This is a genomic window from Kitasatospora sp. NPDC093550 (assembly GCF_044764985.1).
Classification (GTDB): Bacteria; Actinomycetota; Actinomycetes; order Streptomycetales; family Streptomycetaceae; genus Kitasatospora.
The window spans coordinates 337,558-353,208 of record NZ_JBIWJF010000008.1; the positions used below are offsets into that span (position 1 = coordinate 337,558).

Here is a 15,651-nt window from a genome sequence, read left to right on the forward strand (position 1 = left end):
GGGGGCAGCGTCAACAGCCCTGAGTGCGAGCCGCTCAACTTTGCTGAGCGCGATCGTCGAGTGACGGTGAGGGTGCCGTCGGGCGGCCGCCGAGCGGGTCATGGTGGAGGCCGCTGCGGGGGTGTGGTCACGTGACTGCCGCCATAGCTTGGGAACCTTCTGGGGAACTGTTGCCGACCGGTAATGTCCGGGCCGTCGGCCCGGCAAGTTACCGACCAGTACACTCAGCTCCGTAGAACCGTAGAACCGCAGACACTGCTCAACCGCAAGCCGCAGGAGACGGAGAGCGATGCAACTAGCAGCGATCGTCATCTCGCTGGTCACCTTCGTGATCGGCACCGCGCTCGCCCTCCGTGCGGCGTGGCACATCTTCAAGGTGGTGCTGACCGGCGCGCCGGACTCCACCCGCTTCGGGAAGCCCGCCCAGCGGGTGAAGACCGTCGCGGTCGAGTTCATCGGCCACACCAGGATGAACCGCTGGGGGATCGTCGGCATCGCCCACTGGTTCGTCGCCGTCGGCTTCTTCAGCCTGGTGCTGACCCTGGTCAACGCCTTCGGCCAGCTCTTCGACGCCGACTTCGCGCTGCCGGTCATCGGACGCTGGACGGTCTGGCAGCTCTTCGTCGAGCTGATCGGCACCCTGACCACGCTGGGCATCGCGACCCTGATCGTGATCCGGCTGCTGAGCCTGCCCTCCCGGTCCGGCCGGAAGTCCCGCTTCGCCGGCTCGATCGCCTGGCAGGCCTTCTACGTCGAGTACACGATCCTCGGCATCGGCCTCTGCATCCTGATGCTGCGCGGCCTGGAAGGCGCCCTGGAGAACGTCGACTCGTACGGGCTGGAGCACCTGGTCTCGTACCCGATCGTCGCGGCCTTCTCCGGGGTCTCGCACGGGACGCTGGAGAACCTGATCTACCTGTTCGCGATGCTGAAGATCTGCATCTCGTTCGCGTGGGCGATCACCATCGGCATCAACCCCTCGATGGGCGTGGCCTGGCACCGCTTCCTCGGGTTCTTCAACATCTACTTCAAGCGCGAGGAGGACGGCGGCACCGCGCTCGGCGGGCTCCGTCCGATGACCAGCAAGGGCCAGCCGATCGACTTCGAGGACCCGGCCGACGACGCCGTCTTCGGCGTCTCCCAGGTCGAGCACTTCTCCTGGAAGGGCATCCTCGACTTCTCCACCTGCACCGAGTGCGGCCGCTGCCAGTCGCAGTGCCCGGCCTGGAACACCGGCAAGCCGCTCTCGCCGAAGCTGCTGATCATGAGCCTGCGCGAGCACGCCTACGGCAAGGCCCCGTACCTGCTGGCCGGTGGCGGCAAGGACATGGAGGGCACCGAGCAGGCGACCTCCGAGCAGCTCAAGGACGTTCCGGCGGCCGCGCTGGCCGAGGCCGAGCGCCCGCTGATCGGCACCGCCGAGGAGAACGGCGTCATCGACCCGGACGTCCTGTGGTCCTGCACCACCTGCGGCGCCTGCGTCGAGCAGTGCCCGGTGGACATCGAGCACATCGACCACATCGTCGACATGCGCCGCTACCAGGTGATGATCGAGAGCAACTTCCCGACCGAGGCCGGGACGATGCTCAAGAACCTGGAGAACAAGGGCAACCCGTGGGGCCTGGCCACCAAGGCGCGCCTGGACTGGGTCAAGGAGCTCAAGAAGGAGACCGGCATCGAGGTGCCGGTGATCGGTGAGGACATCGACCCGGCCGAGGTCGAGTACCTCTACTGGGTCGGCTGCGCCGGCGCCCTGGAGGACCGCGCCAAGAAGACCACCAAGGCCTTCGCCGAGCTGCTGCACACCGCGGGCGTGAAGTTCGCGATCCTCGGCAAGGAGGAGACCTGCAGCGGTGACTCCCCGCGCCGCCTGGGCAACGAGTTCCTGTTCCAGATGCTCGGCGCGCAGAACGTCGAGACGCTGAACGCCGCGCTGGAGGACGCCCCGACCAAGCGGATCGTGGCCACCTGCCCGCACTGCTTCAACACCATCGCCAACGAGTACCCGCAGCTCGGCGGTCACTTCGAGGTGATCCACCACACCCAGCTGCTGCAGCACCTGATCGACGAGGGCAAGCTCGTCCCGGTCAACCCGGTCGAGGGCCTGATCACCTACCACGACCCCTGCTACCTGGGCCGCCACAACAAGGTCTACAGCCCGCCGCGCGAGATCATGGACAAGGTCCCCGGTCTGCGCCAGCAGGAGATGCACCGCCACAAGGAGCGCGGCTTCTGCTGCGGCGCCGGCGGTGCCCGGATGTGGATGGAGGAGCGCATCGGCAAGCGGATCAACACCGAGCGCGTGGACGAGGCGCTGTCGCTCAACCCGGACATCGTCTCCACCGCCTGCCCGTTCTGCCTGGTGATGCTCTCCGACTCGGTCAACGGCAAGAAGAACGAGGGCGCGGCCAAGGAGAACCTGAAGGTGGTCGACGTGGCCCAGCTGCTGCTCGACTCCGTGAAGGCCACTCCGCCGGCCGAGGCCGAGGAGCGGCCCGCGACGGTGGACGCGTAGCCGTCCGTCGCCGGACAGCCCCGCTGTTCGACAGTTCTGCTACAACTGCCCGGCCCGGTGGACGCCGCCAACGCGCCCGCCGGGCCGGGCAGTTGGGCGTTTCCGACGGCCCGCGGCAGTACGGCGGGCGAACCGGGGGTGACGTCCGTCGCACAGGGGCCGGACGGGCATTCGGTCGGAAGGAAATACAGTAGGCGCCGGACCGGCTCCGAGCCGGTCGACCCGTTCCGGACGGGTCCAGCACACCGACGGAGACATCGGCCCGCCGGGCCGGGCCGCAGAGACCACAAGGGGAACAGCGCAGACCATGACCGAGGCGATCATGCTGGTCGGTGGTAAGGGCACGCGACTGCGTCCGCTGACCACCCACACCCCCAAGCCCATGCTGCCGGTGGCAGGCGTCCCGTTCATCGCGCACCAGCTGGCCCGTGCGGCCGCCGCCGGGGTGACCCGCGTGGTGCTGGCCACCTCGTACCTGGCCGAGGTGTTCGAGGACCACTTCCAGGACGGCACCCCGTACGGCATCGAGCTGGTCTACCTGACCGAGCGGGAGCCGCTGGGCACCGGCGGGGCCATCCGCAACGCCGCCTCCGGCCTGACCTGCGGCCCCGACGAGCCGGTCCTGGTCTTCAACGGCGACATCCTCTCCGGCGTCGACATCGCCGCCCTGCGCGACGGCCACGTGGCCGCCGGGGCCGACGTCACCCTGCACCTGACCCGGGTCGAGGACCCGCGCGCCTTCGGCCTCGTCCCGACCGACGAGAACGGGCGGGTGCTGGAGTTCCTGGAGAAGCCGGAGACCCCGGAGCAGATCGTCACCGACCAGATCAACGCCGGGTGCTACGTCTTCACCCGCTCCGTGATCGACCGCATCCCGGTCGGCCGCGAGGTGTCCGTCGAGCGCGAGACCTTCCCCGAGCTGCTCGCCTCCGGCGCCCTGCTGCGCGGCGTGGTCGACACCTCCTACTGGCTGGACCTCGGCACCCCGGCCGCGTTCGTCCGCGGCTCGGCCGACCTGGTGCTCGGCAAGGTCGACTCGCCGGCCGTCCCCGGCCCGACCGGTGAGGCCCTGCTGCTGCCCGGCGCCACCGTCCACCCGGGCGCGGTGCTCAGCTGCGGCACCGTGGTCTCCGAGGACGCGGTCGTCGAGGCCGGCGCGATCGTCGAGGGCAGCGTGATCCTGCCGGGCGCGGTGATCGGCCCGGACAGCCTGGTCAAGGACTCGATCGTGGGCGCCTACGCCACCATCGGCGACCGCTCGGCGCTGGACGGCGCGGTGATCGGCGACGGCGCGATCGTGGAGCCGGACAACGAGCTGCCGAACGGCATCCGGATCGCCTGCGGCACGCTGCTGCCGGTCGGCGCCGTCCGCACCTCGGCCGGCCCGGGCGGCTGCCCGGCCGGCACCAGCGCCGCGGCGGCGGTGCACGGGCCGTCGGTCACCGCGCAGCGGTAGCCGGCGCCGTAGCCTCCCCCGGGTGCCCCCGGGGCGGCTTTCGGCCCCGTTCGTCTCAGCCTGGCTGCAAACCGGCCCCGGCTGCGTCCGGGGCCCACGCGGGTTGGGCCGGACGGGTACCTTCAGAGCGTGGCTGGTAATCGATACGACAGCGGTCAGGGTGCCGACCGCCCGCACGGCGGGTGGTCGGCGCCTCCGCCGCCGCCGGCGGGGGCGCCCGGGGGGTACGGGCGGACGGACGGGCCGGAGTACTTCACGGCCCCGCACCCGGGAGCCGCCGACGGACCGGGGGGAGCGGCCGGCGACGGGCACGACCCGTACGCGGCCGACCGGCCGGGGAGCACCCGCGCGTTCCCGACGGGCGACCCGTACGCGGGCGGCAGCCCGTACGGGCAGCAGCAACCGCCGCACCACGGGTACGACGACCAGGGCGGCTACCCGGACCAGGGCCGGTACCCGGGCCAGTACGGCCAGTACCCGCCGTACGAGCAGCAGTCGTACGAGCAGCAGGCCTACGAGCAGCACCAGCAGCCGTACGAGCAGCAGCAGGCGCCGTACGGCCGGGACAACGTCGCCGTCTACCGGGCCGGCGGTCAGTCCTCCCCGCACGTGGCCGGCCCCCGGCCGCACTGGCGCGAGCTGTTCGTCGGCCTCTTCCGCAGCCCGACCGCGATGTTCGACCGCACCCGCGACCACCAGGTCTGGCTGCCCGCCCTCACCGTCTCGCTGCTGTACGGCGCGCTCGCGGTGCTCGGCATCGGGCTGACCCACGACGACATCGTCAACTCCACCTTCACCGTGGCGCTGACCGGCATCCTCGCCGCCTCCATCGGCTTCACCGTGGCCGGCGCGCTGTTCGGCGCGGTGACCTACGGGCTGGCCCGCCAGCTGGGCGGCGACGGCCCGTGGAAGTCGACCGTCGGCCTGGCGGCGCTGATCGGGTGGCTGACCGACGCGCCCCGGCTGCTGCTCGACCTGGTGCTGCCCTCCGGCAGCGTCGTGGTCCAGGTCGTCGGCTGGGCGACCTGGGGGCTCTGCGCGTTCCTGCTGACCGGCATGGTCCGGCGGCTGCACGACCTGCCCTGGGGCAAGGCCGCCGCCGCCTCGGCGCTGCAACTGCTGGCGCTGCTGGTGCTGATCAAGCTGCCGACACTGGGCTGACGGGCGAAGGGCAGAATGGGGACGGGCCGCGGCCGAGCGCCGGGGCCCGTCCACCTCTTCCCGTCCCACGTCCACCGGAGCCAGGCATGACCCTCCCCACCACCCACGTCAGCTTCCCGGCCGGGGCGGTGACCGGCGAGTCCCCGGTGCTCGCGGTGCACCCGCTGGCCGACGGCCGGTACTCCGTCGTGACCGCGGCGACCCCGTTCCACCCGCTCGACCACACCTGGCCCGACCAGCCGGCCGACCTCGGCACCCTCACCGTGGACGGCACCGAGCTGGCCGTGGTCGACTGCCTGACCGGCGCCGTCGGCCCGGAGGACGACGCGCTGCTGGTCGGCGCCGACATCCCGGTCCGGCGCGGCGACGAGGAGTGGTCCTGGCTGGTCCTGCACGTCCTGGACACCGACCCCGGCGACATCGTCGGCCGCACCGCCGCGCTCGCCGTCGACGCCGACCGCCGGGGCGCCCTCAGCGCCTCGCACAGCGGCTGCCACCTGCTCGCCCTCGCCCTCAACGCCGCGCTCGCCCCGCGCTGGCGCAAGGACCCGGGCCGGTCGGACGCCTTCGGCAACCCGGACTTCGACAGCCTCGCCATGGCGAGCTCGGTGATGGACACCGAGGCCAGCACCGACACCTACCGGCTCGGCAAGTCGCTCAAGAAGAAGGGTTTCACGGCGGACGCCACCGAGGAGTTCCCCGCCCTGGCCGACGCCCTGCCCGCCCTCACCGAGGACGTCAACGGGCGGCTCGCCGCCTGGGTGGCCGCCGACGCCCCGGTCCGCATCGAGGTGCCCGGCCCGGAGCTCACCGCCCGCCGCCAGTGGCACTGCGAGCTGCCCGAGGGCGGCGCGCAGATCTTCTGCGGCGGCACCCACCTGCACCACCTCGGGGAGCTGGCCGAGCTGCGCACCGAGCTGCGGCTGTCCGAGGACGGCACCGAGCTGGTCGCCGTCACCCGCCCCAAGCGGGCCTGAGGAACGCCGCGGGCGGCCACCCCCCGTCGTGGGGGTGGCCGCCCGTCCGCGTGCGCTCTGTCCGGTGCCCGCTGTCCGGTGCCCGCTCCGGCGATCAGACCTCGCTGCGGTGGAAGTTCAGGTACGAGCGGGACGGCGTCGGGCCGCGCTGGCCCTGGTAGCGCGAGCCGTAGCGCTCCGAGCCGTACGGGTGCTCCGACGGCGAGGAGAGGCGGAACAGGCAGAGCTGCCCGATCTTCATGCCCGGGTACAGCTTGATCGGCAGCGTGGCGACGTTGGACAGCTCCAGCGTCACGTGGCCGCTGAAGCCGGGGTCGATGAAGCCCGCCGTGGAGTGGGTGAGCAGGCCCAGCCGGCCCAGGCTCGACTTGCCCTCCAGCCGGGAGGCCACGTCCTCGGGCAGCGTGATGACCTCGTACGTCGAGGCCAGCACGAACTCGCCGGGGTGCAGGATGAACGCCTCGTCGCCCTCCGGCTCGACCAGCCGGGTGAGGTCCGGCTGCTCCTCGGAGGGGTCGATGTGCGGGTACTTGTGGTTCTCGAACACGCGGAAGAAGCGGTCGAGGCGCACGTCGATACTCGACGGCTGGATCATCGCCGGGTCGAACGGGTCGATGACGACCCGGCCCAGGTCGATTTCGGTCCGGATGTCCTTGTCAGAGAGCAGCACGCTTCGAGGTTACGTGCAAGAAAGGGCCCCGGACGAATCCGTCCGGGGCCCGTCTGCCCGTCCGCCTGCCGTCAGGCCAGGAACTCCGCGGCCTCCAGCCGCATCGCCCGCGCCAGTTGCGGCTCCGACAGCTCCCGCGCGTCGGCCAGCACCGAACTCCGCAGCCGTCCGCACTGCGGACAGCGGATCAACCGCCCGGGGCCGAGCCGGCCCGGACCGAGGTTCTGCATCGGGAACGTGGTGGTGCTGAACAGGTGCCCCTCGGCACAACGAACGACGGCGCGCTGCTCCATCGATCCCCTTCCCATCCCTAACCCAGTACTCACCCGTACTCACACGCCCCGGCGACCCGAGCCCCGGGACAGCGTCACATTAGGGGATGTTCCGGACATTCCTCACCGTGGCTCGCCGCCCCGACCCCACCCACCGGAGCACTCGTACGCGGCCCACACAGTACGCCCCCGCCCCCACCCCCACCCGGCTCCGCCGCGCACCCGAAGCCCCTGTGCAACCACAGTCTCGGATGGGGTACAGTGACACTGGATCGAGCGGTCTCTGACGGCTCATCAGGCGGGCGTAGTTTAATGGTAGAACATGAGCTTCCCAAGCTTAGAGCGCGAGTTCGATTCTCGTCGCCCGCTCCACCAGCCAAAGCCGCAGGTCACTGACCTGCGGCTTTCGTGTTGTCCGGGGTGGACCAGGGGTGCGGGCGGCCGGTTCTAGGATCGGCGGATGGTCATCACGACGGCGCAGCACCTGCGCGTTCTCCCGGGAGTGTTCCGCGTCGAGCGCGCGGTGGACGAGGCGGCGGCCCTGGCGTCGTCCTGGATCTCGCTGGTGCGGGCCCCGGAGGGGCTGACCGTGGTGCGGGCGGTGGACGAGCGGGCGGACGGTGCGTCCGGGGAGCGGTGGAAGGCGCTGTACAGCGGTGACGCCGCCCACGCGCTGGACCTGCCGGGGATGTTGGCCGGGCTGATCGGGCCGCTGGCGGACGGGGGCGTGCCGGTGTTCGTGGCTTCGACGTACGACGCGGACCTGGTGCTGGTGCCCGAGGGGCGGATCGTCGAGGCGCTGGCGGTGCTCCGGTCGGCCGGCCACCGGGCCGACGAGCGGGCGGGGGAGCCGGGAGAGCCGGGGGAGCCGGGAGAGTCCGGGGTGTCCGGGCGATGACGGTGCGCGGGAGTGCGGCCGTCCGGGTCGACGCGATGCTCGACGACCTGCGGAAGCTGGTGGAGGCCGAGTCCCCGTCCCGTGACCTCGACGCGCTGCGGGCCTCCGCGGGGGTCGTCGCGGCGGTGGTCGAGAGCCGGCTGGGCGGGCGGGCCGTCCTGGTGGAGGGGGAGGCCGGTCCGCACGTGCACTGGTCGGGTGGTGGGGAGCCCCGGGTGCTGGTGCTCGGCCACCACGACACGGTGTTCCCGATCGGCACGCTCGCGCGGCGGCCGTTCCGGGTGGAGGGCGGCCGCGCGACCGGGCCGGGCGTCTTCGACATGCTCGGCGGTCTCGTCCAGGCCGTGCACGGGCTGGCGGCGCTGGAGGACCGGACGGGCGTGGAGATCCTGGTGACCGCGGACGAGGAGGTCGGCTCCGGTTCCTCGCGGGCGCTGATCGAGGAGCGGGCCCGGGCCTGCGGCGCGGTCCTGGTGTGCGAGGGGGCGGCCGACGGGGGCGGGCTGAAGACGGGGCGCAAGGGCTGCGGCACCTTCGAGGTGTCCGTCCGGGGGCGGGCGGCGCACGCCGGGCTGGAGCCCGCCGCGGGGGTGAACGCGCTGGTCGAGGCGGCGCACCAGGTCCTGGACATCGCGGCGTTGAGCAGGCCGGAGGCCGGGACGACGGTGACGCCGACCATGGCGTCGGCGGGGACGGCCGACAACGCGGTGCCGGCGGAGGCGACGGTGACCGTCGACGTCCGGGTCGAGACGGCGGGGGAGAAGCAGCGGGTCGAGTCCGCGTTCGCGAACCTGCGCCCGCACCTGGAGGGGGCCGAGCTCGTCGTGCGGGGCGCGGTGGGCCGGCCGCCGATGCCGGAGTCGGCGTCGGCGGAGCTGTTCCGGCTGGCGCGCGGGCTGGTGCCCGACCTCGTGGGTACCGCGGTCGGCGGCGGCAGCGACGGCAACTTCACCGCCGCACTGGGTGTGCCGACGCTCGACGGCCTGGGCGCGGTCGGTGGGGGCGCGCACGCCGAGCACGAGTACCTCGTGGTCGACGCGATGGTGCCGCGGGCGCGCCTGGTGACCGGGCTGGTGGAGGCGATCCGGGCGGAACGGGCCCGGCCGGACTCCGAACTCCGCTAGCGGAAAGGACGGTTCGACGGCGGCGACGGGGCAGCCCGGCCGCCGGGGCGGGCGGTCGGGCTGTCGGGTCGGCGTCGGGGTCGCGCGTCGGGCGTCGGGTGTCGGGCGTCGCGCGTCGGCCGGCGGGTGTCGGGGCCGTGCGTCGGTTCAGCGGGTGGTGAGGGCTTCGAGGGCGGGGACGAGGGCGGCCGGGGTGGGGAGCGCGTCGTTCTCGGCCCGCACCCGCTGGGCGGCCTCGCGCAGGTCGGGGTCGGTGAGGAGGCGGTCGAGCAGCGCGGTGTCCACGGCGTCCGAGGTGGAGCTCAGGGCGGCGCCGCTCGCCGTCATGGCCTCGGCGTTGGCGAAGTGGTCCGCGCCCTGGGGGAGGAGTAGCTGGGGCAGGCCGGCCTGGAGGGCGGTCAGCATGGTGCCGGAGCCACCGTGGTGGACCAACGCGTCGGCGCGGCCGAGCAGTTCGTTGAGCGGCACCCAGGGCAGCCCGCGGACGTTGGCGGGCAGGGTGCCGAGCGGGGCGAGGTCGGCGCCGCCGACGGCCAGCAGGAAGTCCGCGTCGACCTCGGCGGCCGCCTCGACCAGGCGGACCACCGCCCGGACGCCGTCGAGCTCGGCGAGGACGGTGCCCAGGGTGACGACGACCCGCGGACGGTCGGCGGGGCGGAGGAACTCGGTCGGGACCACACCGCCGCCGTTGTAGGGGACGTAGCGCATCGGCAGGCCGTCCGGGTCGCCGCCGAGCGGGCCGACGTTGAGCGCGGCGGTGGTGGCCGGGCCGGTCAGGCCGTGCCGCTCGTAGAGGTCGGTGACGTGCCCGGCGAGCCGGTCGACCATCGGGAGGCCGGCGCTGACCCCGAAGTTGTGGACCACCGAGGGGATCTTGAGCAGGCCCGCGACCAGCGGGGGAGCGGCGTGGAAGGAGTCGTGGACGATCAGGTCGGCGCCCCAGCCGGTGGCGGCCGCCAGCAGGTCGTCGACGGCGGGACGGGAGGCGTACGCGAAGATCGCGGCCGCCGTGTCGAAGATCTCTTCCTGCGACTTGTCCTCGGTGACGTACTCGATCCTGCCGCCCTGGTGCTCCTCGAACATCTCCCGCAGGACCCGTCCGTCGCCGATCTCGACGACCGGGAAGCCGGCGCTGCGGAGCTGGTCGAGCGGCTGCCCGCAGGCGAACAGGACCTCGTGCCCGGCGGCGCGCAGCGCCTGGGCGGTCGGCACCATGGGGAAGAGGTGGCCGGCCGCTGCGGGGCCGGTGAAGAGTATGCGCATGGGGTCTACTCCTTGCCGATGAAACTGACAAGGCAGTCTCACCTCGGGAGTTGACGTTCGGTCAATTCGACGGGGATCACCATGCGCGGTAATCGGCCTTTTTGATCAGGGGCTTGTCAGCGGGGCGGCGGTGTGCTCGAAACCTCCTTCCGCCGCCCTGTTCCGGTGGGGTTCACGCGGCGTCGAGGAACTCCCGGACGGTCTTGGTGAAGGCCTCGGTCTCCTCGGCGAGCACGATGTGGCCGGTGTCGAACTCGGCGTAGACGCTGCCCGGGAGGGCCGCGTGCAGGCGTCGGGCGTTGCGCACCGGGACGGTGGCGTCCTGGGTGCAGCCGATCACCAGGGCCGGGGCCTGGACGCGGGGGAGCAGCGGGGTGAGGTCGAGGTCGAGGTCGAGGGCGATGTGCCGCAGGGTGCCGGGAGTTGGCTGCATGTAGGCGGTGTTGGCCTCGACGGCGGCCCGGCCGATCCGGTCGAGGAAGCCGCTGCTGAAGGCGGTGAGGGTGGCGTAGCCGCCGAAGGCGCTCGGGTGGTCGGCGAGCGAGAGCCAGGTGGCCATGGAGAGCCGCAGGTACTCGTCCTGCTCGGCGCTGATCCAGCCCGCGGCGGCGACCAGGCGGCGGACCTGGTCGGGGCGCTGGGCGGCGGCCGCGGTGGCGACGACGGCGCCGAGCGAGAAGCCGAAGACGTCGGCGGGGCCGCGGCCGGCGTCGTCGATCACGGCGTTGACCTGGGTGGCGAGGGTCTCCAGGGTGAGCGGGCCGCCGTCGTCCTCGGCGGCCTCGCTGCCGGAGAGGTCGGGCAGCAGCACGGTGTAGCGGTCGGTGAAGGAGTCGAGCAGCCCGTCCCACATGCCGGAGCCGGGGCCGGTGCCGTGGACCAGGACGAGGGTGTCGGGGCCGTCGCCGACGACGCGGTAGGGGATGCGGGCGGTGCCGACGGTGATGGTGGGCATGACGGGGTCCTCCCGGAGGCGTCGGTGCCGCGGGTTCGGCGGGCTGTTCCCGTCGGCGGCACGAGAAGTAAACTACACAGTGCAGAGCAATCATTCAACTGCACCGTGCAGTGCAATTTAGGGGGCGGCGACGACCGGGGTGGAACTGTCCGTACCCGTCCGCCGTCCAAGCAGTGACGGAATTTCAGCCCGGGTTGAACGCCGGGAGGAGTGCGGAGGGCCCTGTGCAGCCAGGTGGTGCCGAACTCAACGTCGGATGCCCGGGCGGCGGATGTCCCGGCGGCGGATGCCCGGGCGGTGCGCCGGTCGCACCCGCCCTGCGGTGGACGGGTCCGGAGCCCGACCTGACGGTCGATCAACTCGATGCCGCCGAGCGCTGCGAGACGCTGCTCCAGGACACCGTCGACGCCATCGACCCGGCGCCGGCCTGGCAGGAGGCGGCACCCCGGGCCGGCGCGCGGCTGCCGCGGCCGGGGCGCGGCTCGGAGGTGCTCTGGTACGTCACCCGGGGGCGGGACCTCGTCACCGTCGTCTCGCTGCCCCGGCGGGCGGTGCTGGCGGGTGTGGTGGAGCGGCACTGGCGGCGGCTCGGTTGGACGATCACCGCGCTGAACGCCGGTCCGGACCGACCGGGGGTCGCGGCGACAACCCGGGACGGCTACCGACTGGCGCTGTGCTTCGGGGAGTTGGGCGAGGCCGGGCTGACCGCGCGTTCGCCCGGGGTGGCCCGCTCGGAGCGGATCCCGGTGCCACCGGCGGCTGGTGTCCGCGCCCCGGCACCGCTGCCGTACGTGTGCTGCACGTACTGGAGCGCGTGGGCGTAGCCGCCGGCCGGCGCGGCCGGAAGGAAGTGGCGGGAGCGGAGATTCCGGAGACCGGGGGAGGCGTGGAGCGAGTCCCCCCGGACCCGCTCCACGCCGCCTCGTCGCGCGGCTTCGGCGTTGCCGCTCCCCCCGACACCCCGGCAGCCTCGCCGTTCCCCCCTGGCGTCACCCTCCGGCGAGAGCGGTCCGCACAGACCCGGCGAGTCCCCACCCCCGGGGACGTCGTTGACCTCACGCTAACAAACCGCGTGGTTGGTTTGTCAATAGTGAGATCCACGAAACATCCACATTGTGGTGATCGCCCCGGAGCGCCTCCGAAGGCGCTGGACCAGGCAGTTGTGGGCCCCTCGGGGTGCCGACCGCCGGGGCGCGCACACCGGATCGGACCGCGCACCGTTCACGCACCGGCCTGGAACCCGACATTCCGAGCATCATGTCAGCACGCAGTGACACCGCGCGAATGCCCAGCGCAGCCGAGGTCGCGGGCCGGGGCGGGCGCGCGGGGCTCAGCGCAGCAGCCGGCGCTCCTTCGCCACCGCCACCGCGCCCGCGCGGGTGTCCACGCCCAACTTGTCGTAGATCCGGCCCAGATGCGTCTTCACCGTGGCCTCGCTGATGAACAGCGCCCGCGCGATCTCCCGGTTGCCCAGCCCCTGCGCCAGCTGCTCCAGGATGTCCTGCTCGCGCTCGGTGAGCTGCGGCGAGGGCGCCCGCATCTGCGCCATCACCCGGGAGGCGACCGGCGGCGAGAGCACCGTCCGGCCCTGCGCGGCCGCGTGCACGGCGGCGAACAGCTCCTCCGGCCGTTCGGCCTTCAGCAGGTAGCCGGTGGCGCCGGCGGCGATCGCCCGGGTGATGTCGGCGTCGGTGTCGTACGTGGTGAGGACCAGTACGTGCGGCCCGCCCGGGGCGGCGGTGATCCGCCGGGTGGCCTCCACGCCGTCGATGCCCTCGCCGAGTTGGAGGTCCATCAGCACCACCTGGGGCGCCAGCCGGGCGGCGAGCGCGACGGCCTCCTCCCCGGTGCTGGCCTCGCCGACCACCTCGATGTCGCCGGCGCTGGCCAGCAGCGCCAACAGGCCGGCCCGGACCACCGCGTGGTCGTCGCAGACCAGCAGCCGGACGGGGGCGGTACGGGCCGGGGGCGTGGTCATCGGTGCTCCAGGGGGATCGCGGCGGAAACGACGGTGCCCTCGCCGGGGGCGCTCTCCACGGTCAGCGTGCCACCCAGCTGCCGCAGCCGGGCGCGCATCGCGGGCAGTCCGTACCCGCGCCCGCCCCCGGTGCCCGCGGCCGTCGGGTCGAACCCGAGTCCGTCGTCCGCGATGTCCAGGACGGCCTGGTCGCCGAGGAAGGAGAGGGTGATCGCGGCCGCCGACGCCCCGGCGTGCTCGCGGACGTTGGCCAGCGCGCCCTGGGCGATCCGCAGCAGCGCGGACTGGGCGGCGGTGGGCAGCGGAACGGGCGCGCCGTCCAGGTGGAAGCGGACCGGCAGCCCGCTCTCGGCGGACTCCCGCCCGGCCAGGGCCCGCAGCGCCTGGTCGAGCGTACGGCCGTCGGCGAGTTCGGCCGGCGCGAGGTCGTGGACGAAGCGGCGCGCCTCGGCCAGGTTCCGGGCGGCCACCTCGGCGGCGGTGCGGACGTGGGTACGGGCGGTGGCCGGATCGGCGTCCCAGGTGCGCTCGGCGGCCTGCAGCAGCATCTGCTGGCTGGACAGGCCCTGCGCCAGGGTGTCGTGGATCTCCATCGCCAGCCGCTCGCGCTCGGCCAGGGTGCCCTCCCGCCGCTCCGTGGCGGCGAGTTCGCGCCGGGTCCGGACCAGGTCGGCGATCAGCGCGCGCTGCCGGGCCGCCTGCCGGGCCATGAAGACGAAGACGCCGGTGGCGAGCGCGGCCACCGCGGGCGGCAGCAGGACGAGCGTGGCGTCCACGCCCCCGGGCAGCCGGACCTCGGCGATCACCACCAGCAGGGTCAGGGTGCCCACCAGCGGGATCGCCGCCTTCGCGGGCAGCGCCCGCAGCGCGGTGTAGATCAACGGGACGGCGCACCAGGCGAAGCTCGGCGCGAGCAGCACCAGCACCACCCAGAGCACGACCACCAGGGCCAGCGGCCACCGGCGGCCCCGGCCCGAGCCGGTCGGCCGGCGGTGGTCCAGCCAGGAGCCGGCCGGCTGGGCGACGGCCAGCGCGATGCTCAGCCCGATCACCCAGGGGGCCTGGGCGCTGCCGGAGTGGTGGGAGAGGTAGCGGTTGAGCGAGGCGGCCAGCAGCACCACGAAGGCGGAGTCCAGCAGCAGCGCCAGCCGGCCCGCGTCCGGGTCCCCGGCGTCACGGCCGGCGGGCCCGGCGGGCCCGGGGAGGCCCGGACGGCCGGCGGCGGGGCGGGGCTGTGACACGGATGGCTCCTGGTCGAACGGGCGGCGGCGCGGGCGGCGGCGCGGGCGACGCGTCCGGTGCTCGGCGCCGTGTGCGGCGCACGGCCGGCGGATCCGCGCTGACCTGCGCCGATCCCTCGATGGTGACCCGTCCGGCCCGGTCCCGCATCAGCCGATCGGTTGACGCCGCCGTCCCCCATCGTGCCCGGACACCGGCGCCGGACCGTCGATGTGGCGGACCCGCCCCCGGCCGGAGGATCGAGGCATGCCACCGGGCACCCCCCCCCGAGGCCCGGCGGCCCCCGCCCCCCGCACCGCCCCGCAGACCCGTCATCGAGGAGCTGGACCATGAAGAAGACCTCCGTGCGCACCCGGGTGCTGACCGGCACCGTCGCCGCCGCCGCGCTCGCCGCCGCCACCGTGGGCGCCGTCTCGGCCAGCGCCGAGACCACCGAGACCCCGGCCGCCCCGGCCGCGGTGAAGGCCGACACCCAGAACAAGAACCTCGCCGAGAGCACCGGCCTGACCATCGACGCCGCCACCCGGGCCGCCCGGGCCGCCCTGGACGCGGCGACCAAGGCCGGCCAGCACGTCTCGATCGCGGTCGTCGACCGGGACGGCGTCACCCGGGTGCTGCTGAAGGGTGACGGTGCCGGCCCGCAGTCCCCGCAGTCGGCCGAGCGCAAGGCCTTCACGGCCGTCTCCTGGAACGCCCCGACCTCGGAGCTGGCCAAGCGCCTGGCCCAGGCCCCGAACCTCAAGGACATCCCGGGCACGCTGTTCCTGGCCGGCGGTGCCCCGGTGCAGTCGAAGGGCGCTCCGGTCGCGGCGATCGGCGTCGCGGGCGCGCCCAGCGGCGATCTGGACGAGCAGTTCGCGCAGGCCGGTGTCGCCGAGTTGGCGAAGTGACACCCCCTCGCCGCCCCGCCCGTCCGGCGGGGTGAGCACCGGCCGGGGCGCGGGGGCCGGGGGGGGGGCCCGGGCCCCCCCCCCCCCGGGCAGGGCGCCCCGCCGCGGGTGGCGGGGGGCACCCCCCCCCCCGGAACCGGGCCGGGGGTGGGTGGGACGTGGGGGGGCGGGGGGGGGGGGGGGGGGCGGGCCGCCCCGCCCCCCCCCCCCCCCCCCCCCCCCCCCCCCCCCCCCCGGGGCGGCGGGCGCGCCC

13 protein-coding genes, 1 tRNA gene and 1 pseudogene are annotated in these 15,651 nt (G+C 73.8%); 9 read left to right on the top strand and 6 right to left on the bottom strand.

Translation table 11 applies throughout. The features are described from left to right. Positions 1-289 precede the first annotated feature (289 nt). The 4 genes and pseudogenes from ACIRD3_RS16040 to ACIRD3_RS16055 all read left to right on the top strand — a co-directional run bounded on the left by ACIRD3_RS16040 (position 290) and on the right by ACIRD3_RS16055 (position 6,109). The gene (locus ACIRD3_RS16040; RefSeq protein ID WP_402216263.1) at positions 290-2,515 is read left to right on the top strand and encodes a (Fe-S)-binding protein; all 2,226 of its coding nucleotides are present in this window, start codon (positions 290-292) and stop codon (positions 2,513-2,515) included. A 307-nt stretch (positions 2,516-2,822) separates the two neighbouring features. Next, positions 2,823-3,896 (top strand): annotated as a pseudogene (locus tag ACIRD3_RS16045) (sugar phosphate nucleotidyltransferase); the annotation flags it as partial. A 204-nt stretch (positions 3,897-4,100) separates the two neighbouring features. Then, on the top strand, positions 4,101-5,132 hold the full coding sequence (locus ACIRD3_RS16050; RefSeq protein ID WP_402216265.1) for a Yip1 family protein: 1,032 nt from the start codon (positions 4,101-4,103) through the stop codon (positions 5,130-5,132). A gap of 86 nt (positions 5,133-5,218) precedes the next feature. Beyond that, on the top strand, positions 5,219-6,109 hold the full coding sequence (locus ACIRD3_RS16055; RefSeq protein WP_402216268.1) for a metal-dependent hydrolase: 891 nt from the start codon (positions 5,219-5,221) through the stop codon (positions 6,107-6,109). A 94-nt stretch (positions 6,110-6,203) separates the two neighbouring features. On the opposite strand, the gene dcd is transcribed toward ACIRD3_RS16055, so the two are convergent. Both dcd and ACIRD3_RS16065 read right to left on the bottom strand, forming a co-directional pair. Further along, positions 6,204-6,779, bottom strand: coding sequence for a dCTP deaminase (dcd, locus tag ACIRD3_RS16060; RefSeq protein WP_402216271.1), 576 nt, complete (start codon positions 6,777-6,779; stop codon positions 6,204-6,206). A gap of 71 nt (positions 6,780-6,850) precedes the next feature. Continuing rightward, the gene (locus tag ACIRD3_RS16065; RefSeq protein WP_238860297.1) at positions 6,851-7,072 is read right to left on the bottom strand and encodes a hypothetical protein; all 222 of its coding nucleotides are present in this window, start codon (positions 7,070-7,072) and stop codon (positions 6,851-6,853) included. A 277-nt stretch (positions 7,073-7,349) separates the two neighbouring features. On the opposite strand from ACIRD3_RS16065, the gene ACIRD3_RS16070 reads away from it, so the two are divergent. The 3 genes from ACIRD3_RS16070 to ACIRD3_RS16080 all read left to right on the top strand — a co-directional run bounded on the left by ACIRD3_RS16070 (position 7,350) and on the right by ACIRD3_RS16080 (position 9,073). Further along, a tRNA-Gly gene (locus ACIRD3_RS16070) sits at positions 7,350-7,423 on the top strand. A gap of 88 nt (positions 7,424-7,511) precedes the next feature. After that, positions 7,512-7,949 carry an ACT domain-containing protein gene (locus ACIRD3_RS16075; protein WP_402216274.1) on the top strand — a complete coding sequence of 146 codons (438 nt, stop codon included), beginning with the start codon at positions 7,512-7,514 and terminating at the stop codon, positions 7,947-7,949. Beyond that, positions 7,946-9,073 (top strand): M20 family metallopeptidase, encoded by a 1,128-nt coding sequence (locus ACIRD3_RS16080; RefSeq protein ID WP_402216276.1) that lies wholly within the window; start codon positions 7,946-7,948, stop codon positions 9,071-9,073. The genes ACIRD3_RS16075 and ACIRD3_RS16080 overlap by 4 nt, the downstream gene beginning before the upstream one ends. 147 nt (positions 9,074-9,220) lie before the next feature. Here ACIRD3_RS16080 and ACIRD3_RS16085 read toward each other — a convergent pair whose 3' ends face one another. Both ACIRD3_RS16085 and ACIRD3_RS16090 read right to left on the bottom strand, forming a co-directional pair. Further along, complete coding sequence (locus ACIRD3_RS16085) at positions 9,221-10,336, bottom strand: nucleotide disphospho-sugar-binding domain-containing protein (RefSeq protein WP_402216279.1); 1,116 nt, start codon at positions 10,334-10,336, stop codon at positions 9,221-9,223. A gap of 172 nt (positions 10,337-10,508) precedes the next feature. After that, a complete protein-coding gene (locus ACIRD3_RS16090; RefSeq protein ID WP_402216282.1) occupies positions 10,509-11,291 on the bottom strand; it encodes an alpha/beta fold hydrolase in 783 nt (260 codons plus the stop codon). 224 nt (positions 11,292-11,515) lie between these two features. On the opposite strand from ACIRD3_RS16090, the gene ACIRD3_RS16095 reads away from it, so the two are divergent. Further along, entirely contained in the window at positions 11,516-12,115 is a 600-nt protein-coding gene (locus ACIRD3_RS16095; RefSeq protein ID WP_402216285.1) for a hypothetical protein, read from the top strand. 506 nt (positions 12,116-12,621) lie between these two features. Here the strand turns inward: ACIRD3_RS16095 and ACIRD3_RS16100 are convergent. Together ACIRD3_RS16100 and ACIRD3_RS16105 are read right to left on the bottom strand one after the other, a co-directional pair. Then, positions 12,622-13,269: a response regulator gene (locus tag ACIRD3_RS16100; protein WP_402216288.1), complete on the bottom strand. Its 648-nt coding sequence runs from the start codon at positions 13,267-13,269 to the stop codon at positions 12,622-12,624. Continuing rightward, entirely contained in the window at positions 13,266-14,510 is a 1,245-nt protein-coding gene (locus tag ACIRD3_RS16105; protein ID WP_402216291.1) for a sensor histidine kinase, read from the bottom strand. The genes ACIRD3_RS16100 and ACIRD3_RS16105 overlap by 4 nt, the downstream gene beginning before the upstream one ends. 327 nt (positions 14,511-14,837) lie before the next feature. Here ACIRD3_RS16105 and ACIRD3_RS16110 point away from each other — a divergent pair, with 327 nt between their 5' ends. Continuing rightward, positions 14,838-15,398, top strand: a complete 561-nt coding sequence (locus ACIRD3_RS16110; RefSeq protein WP_402216294.1) for a heme-binding protein — start codon at positions 14,838-14,840, stop codon at positions 15,396-15,398. Positions 15,399-15,651: the final 253 nt, after the last annotated feature.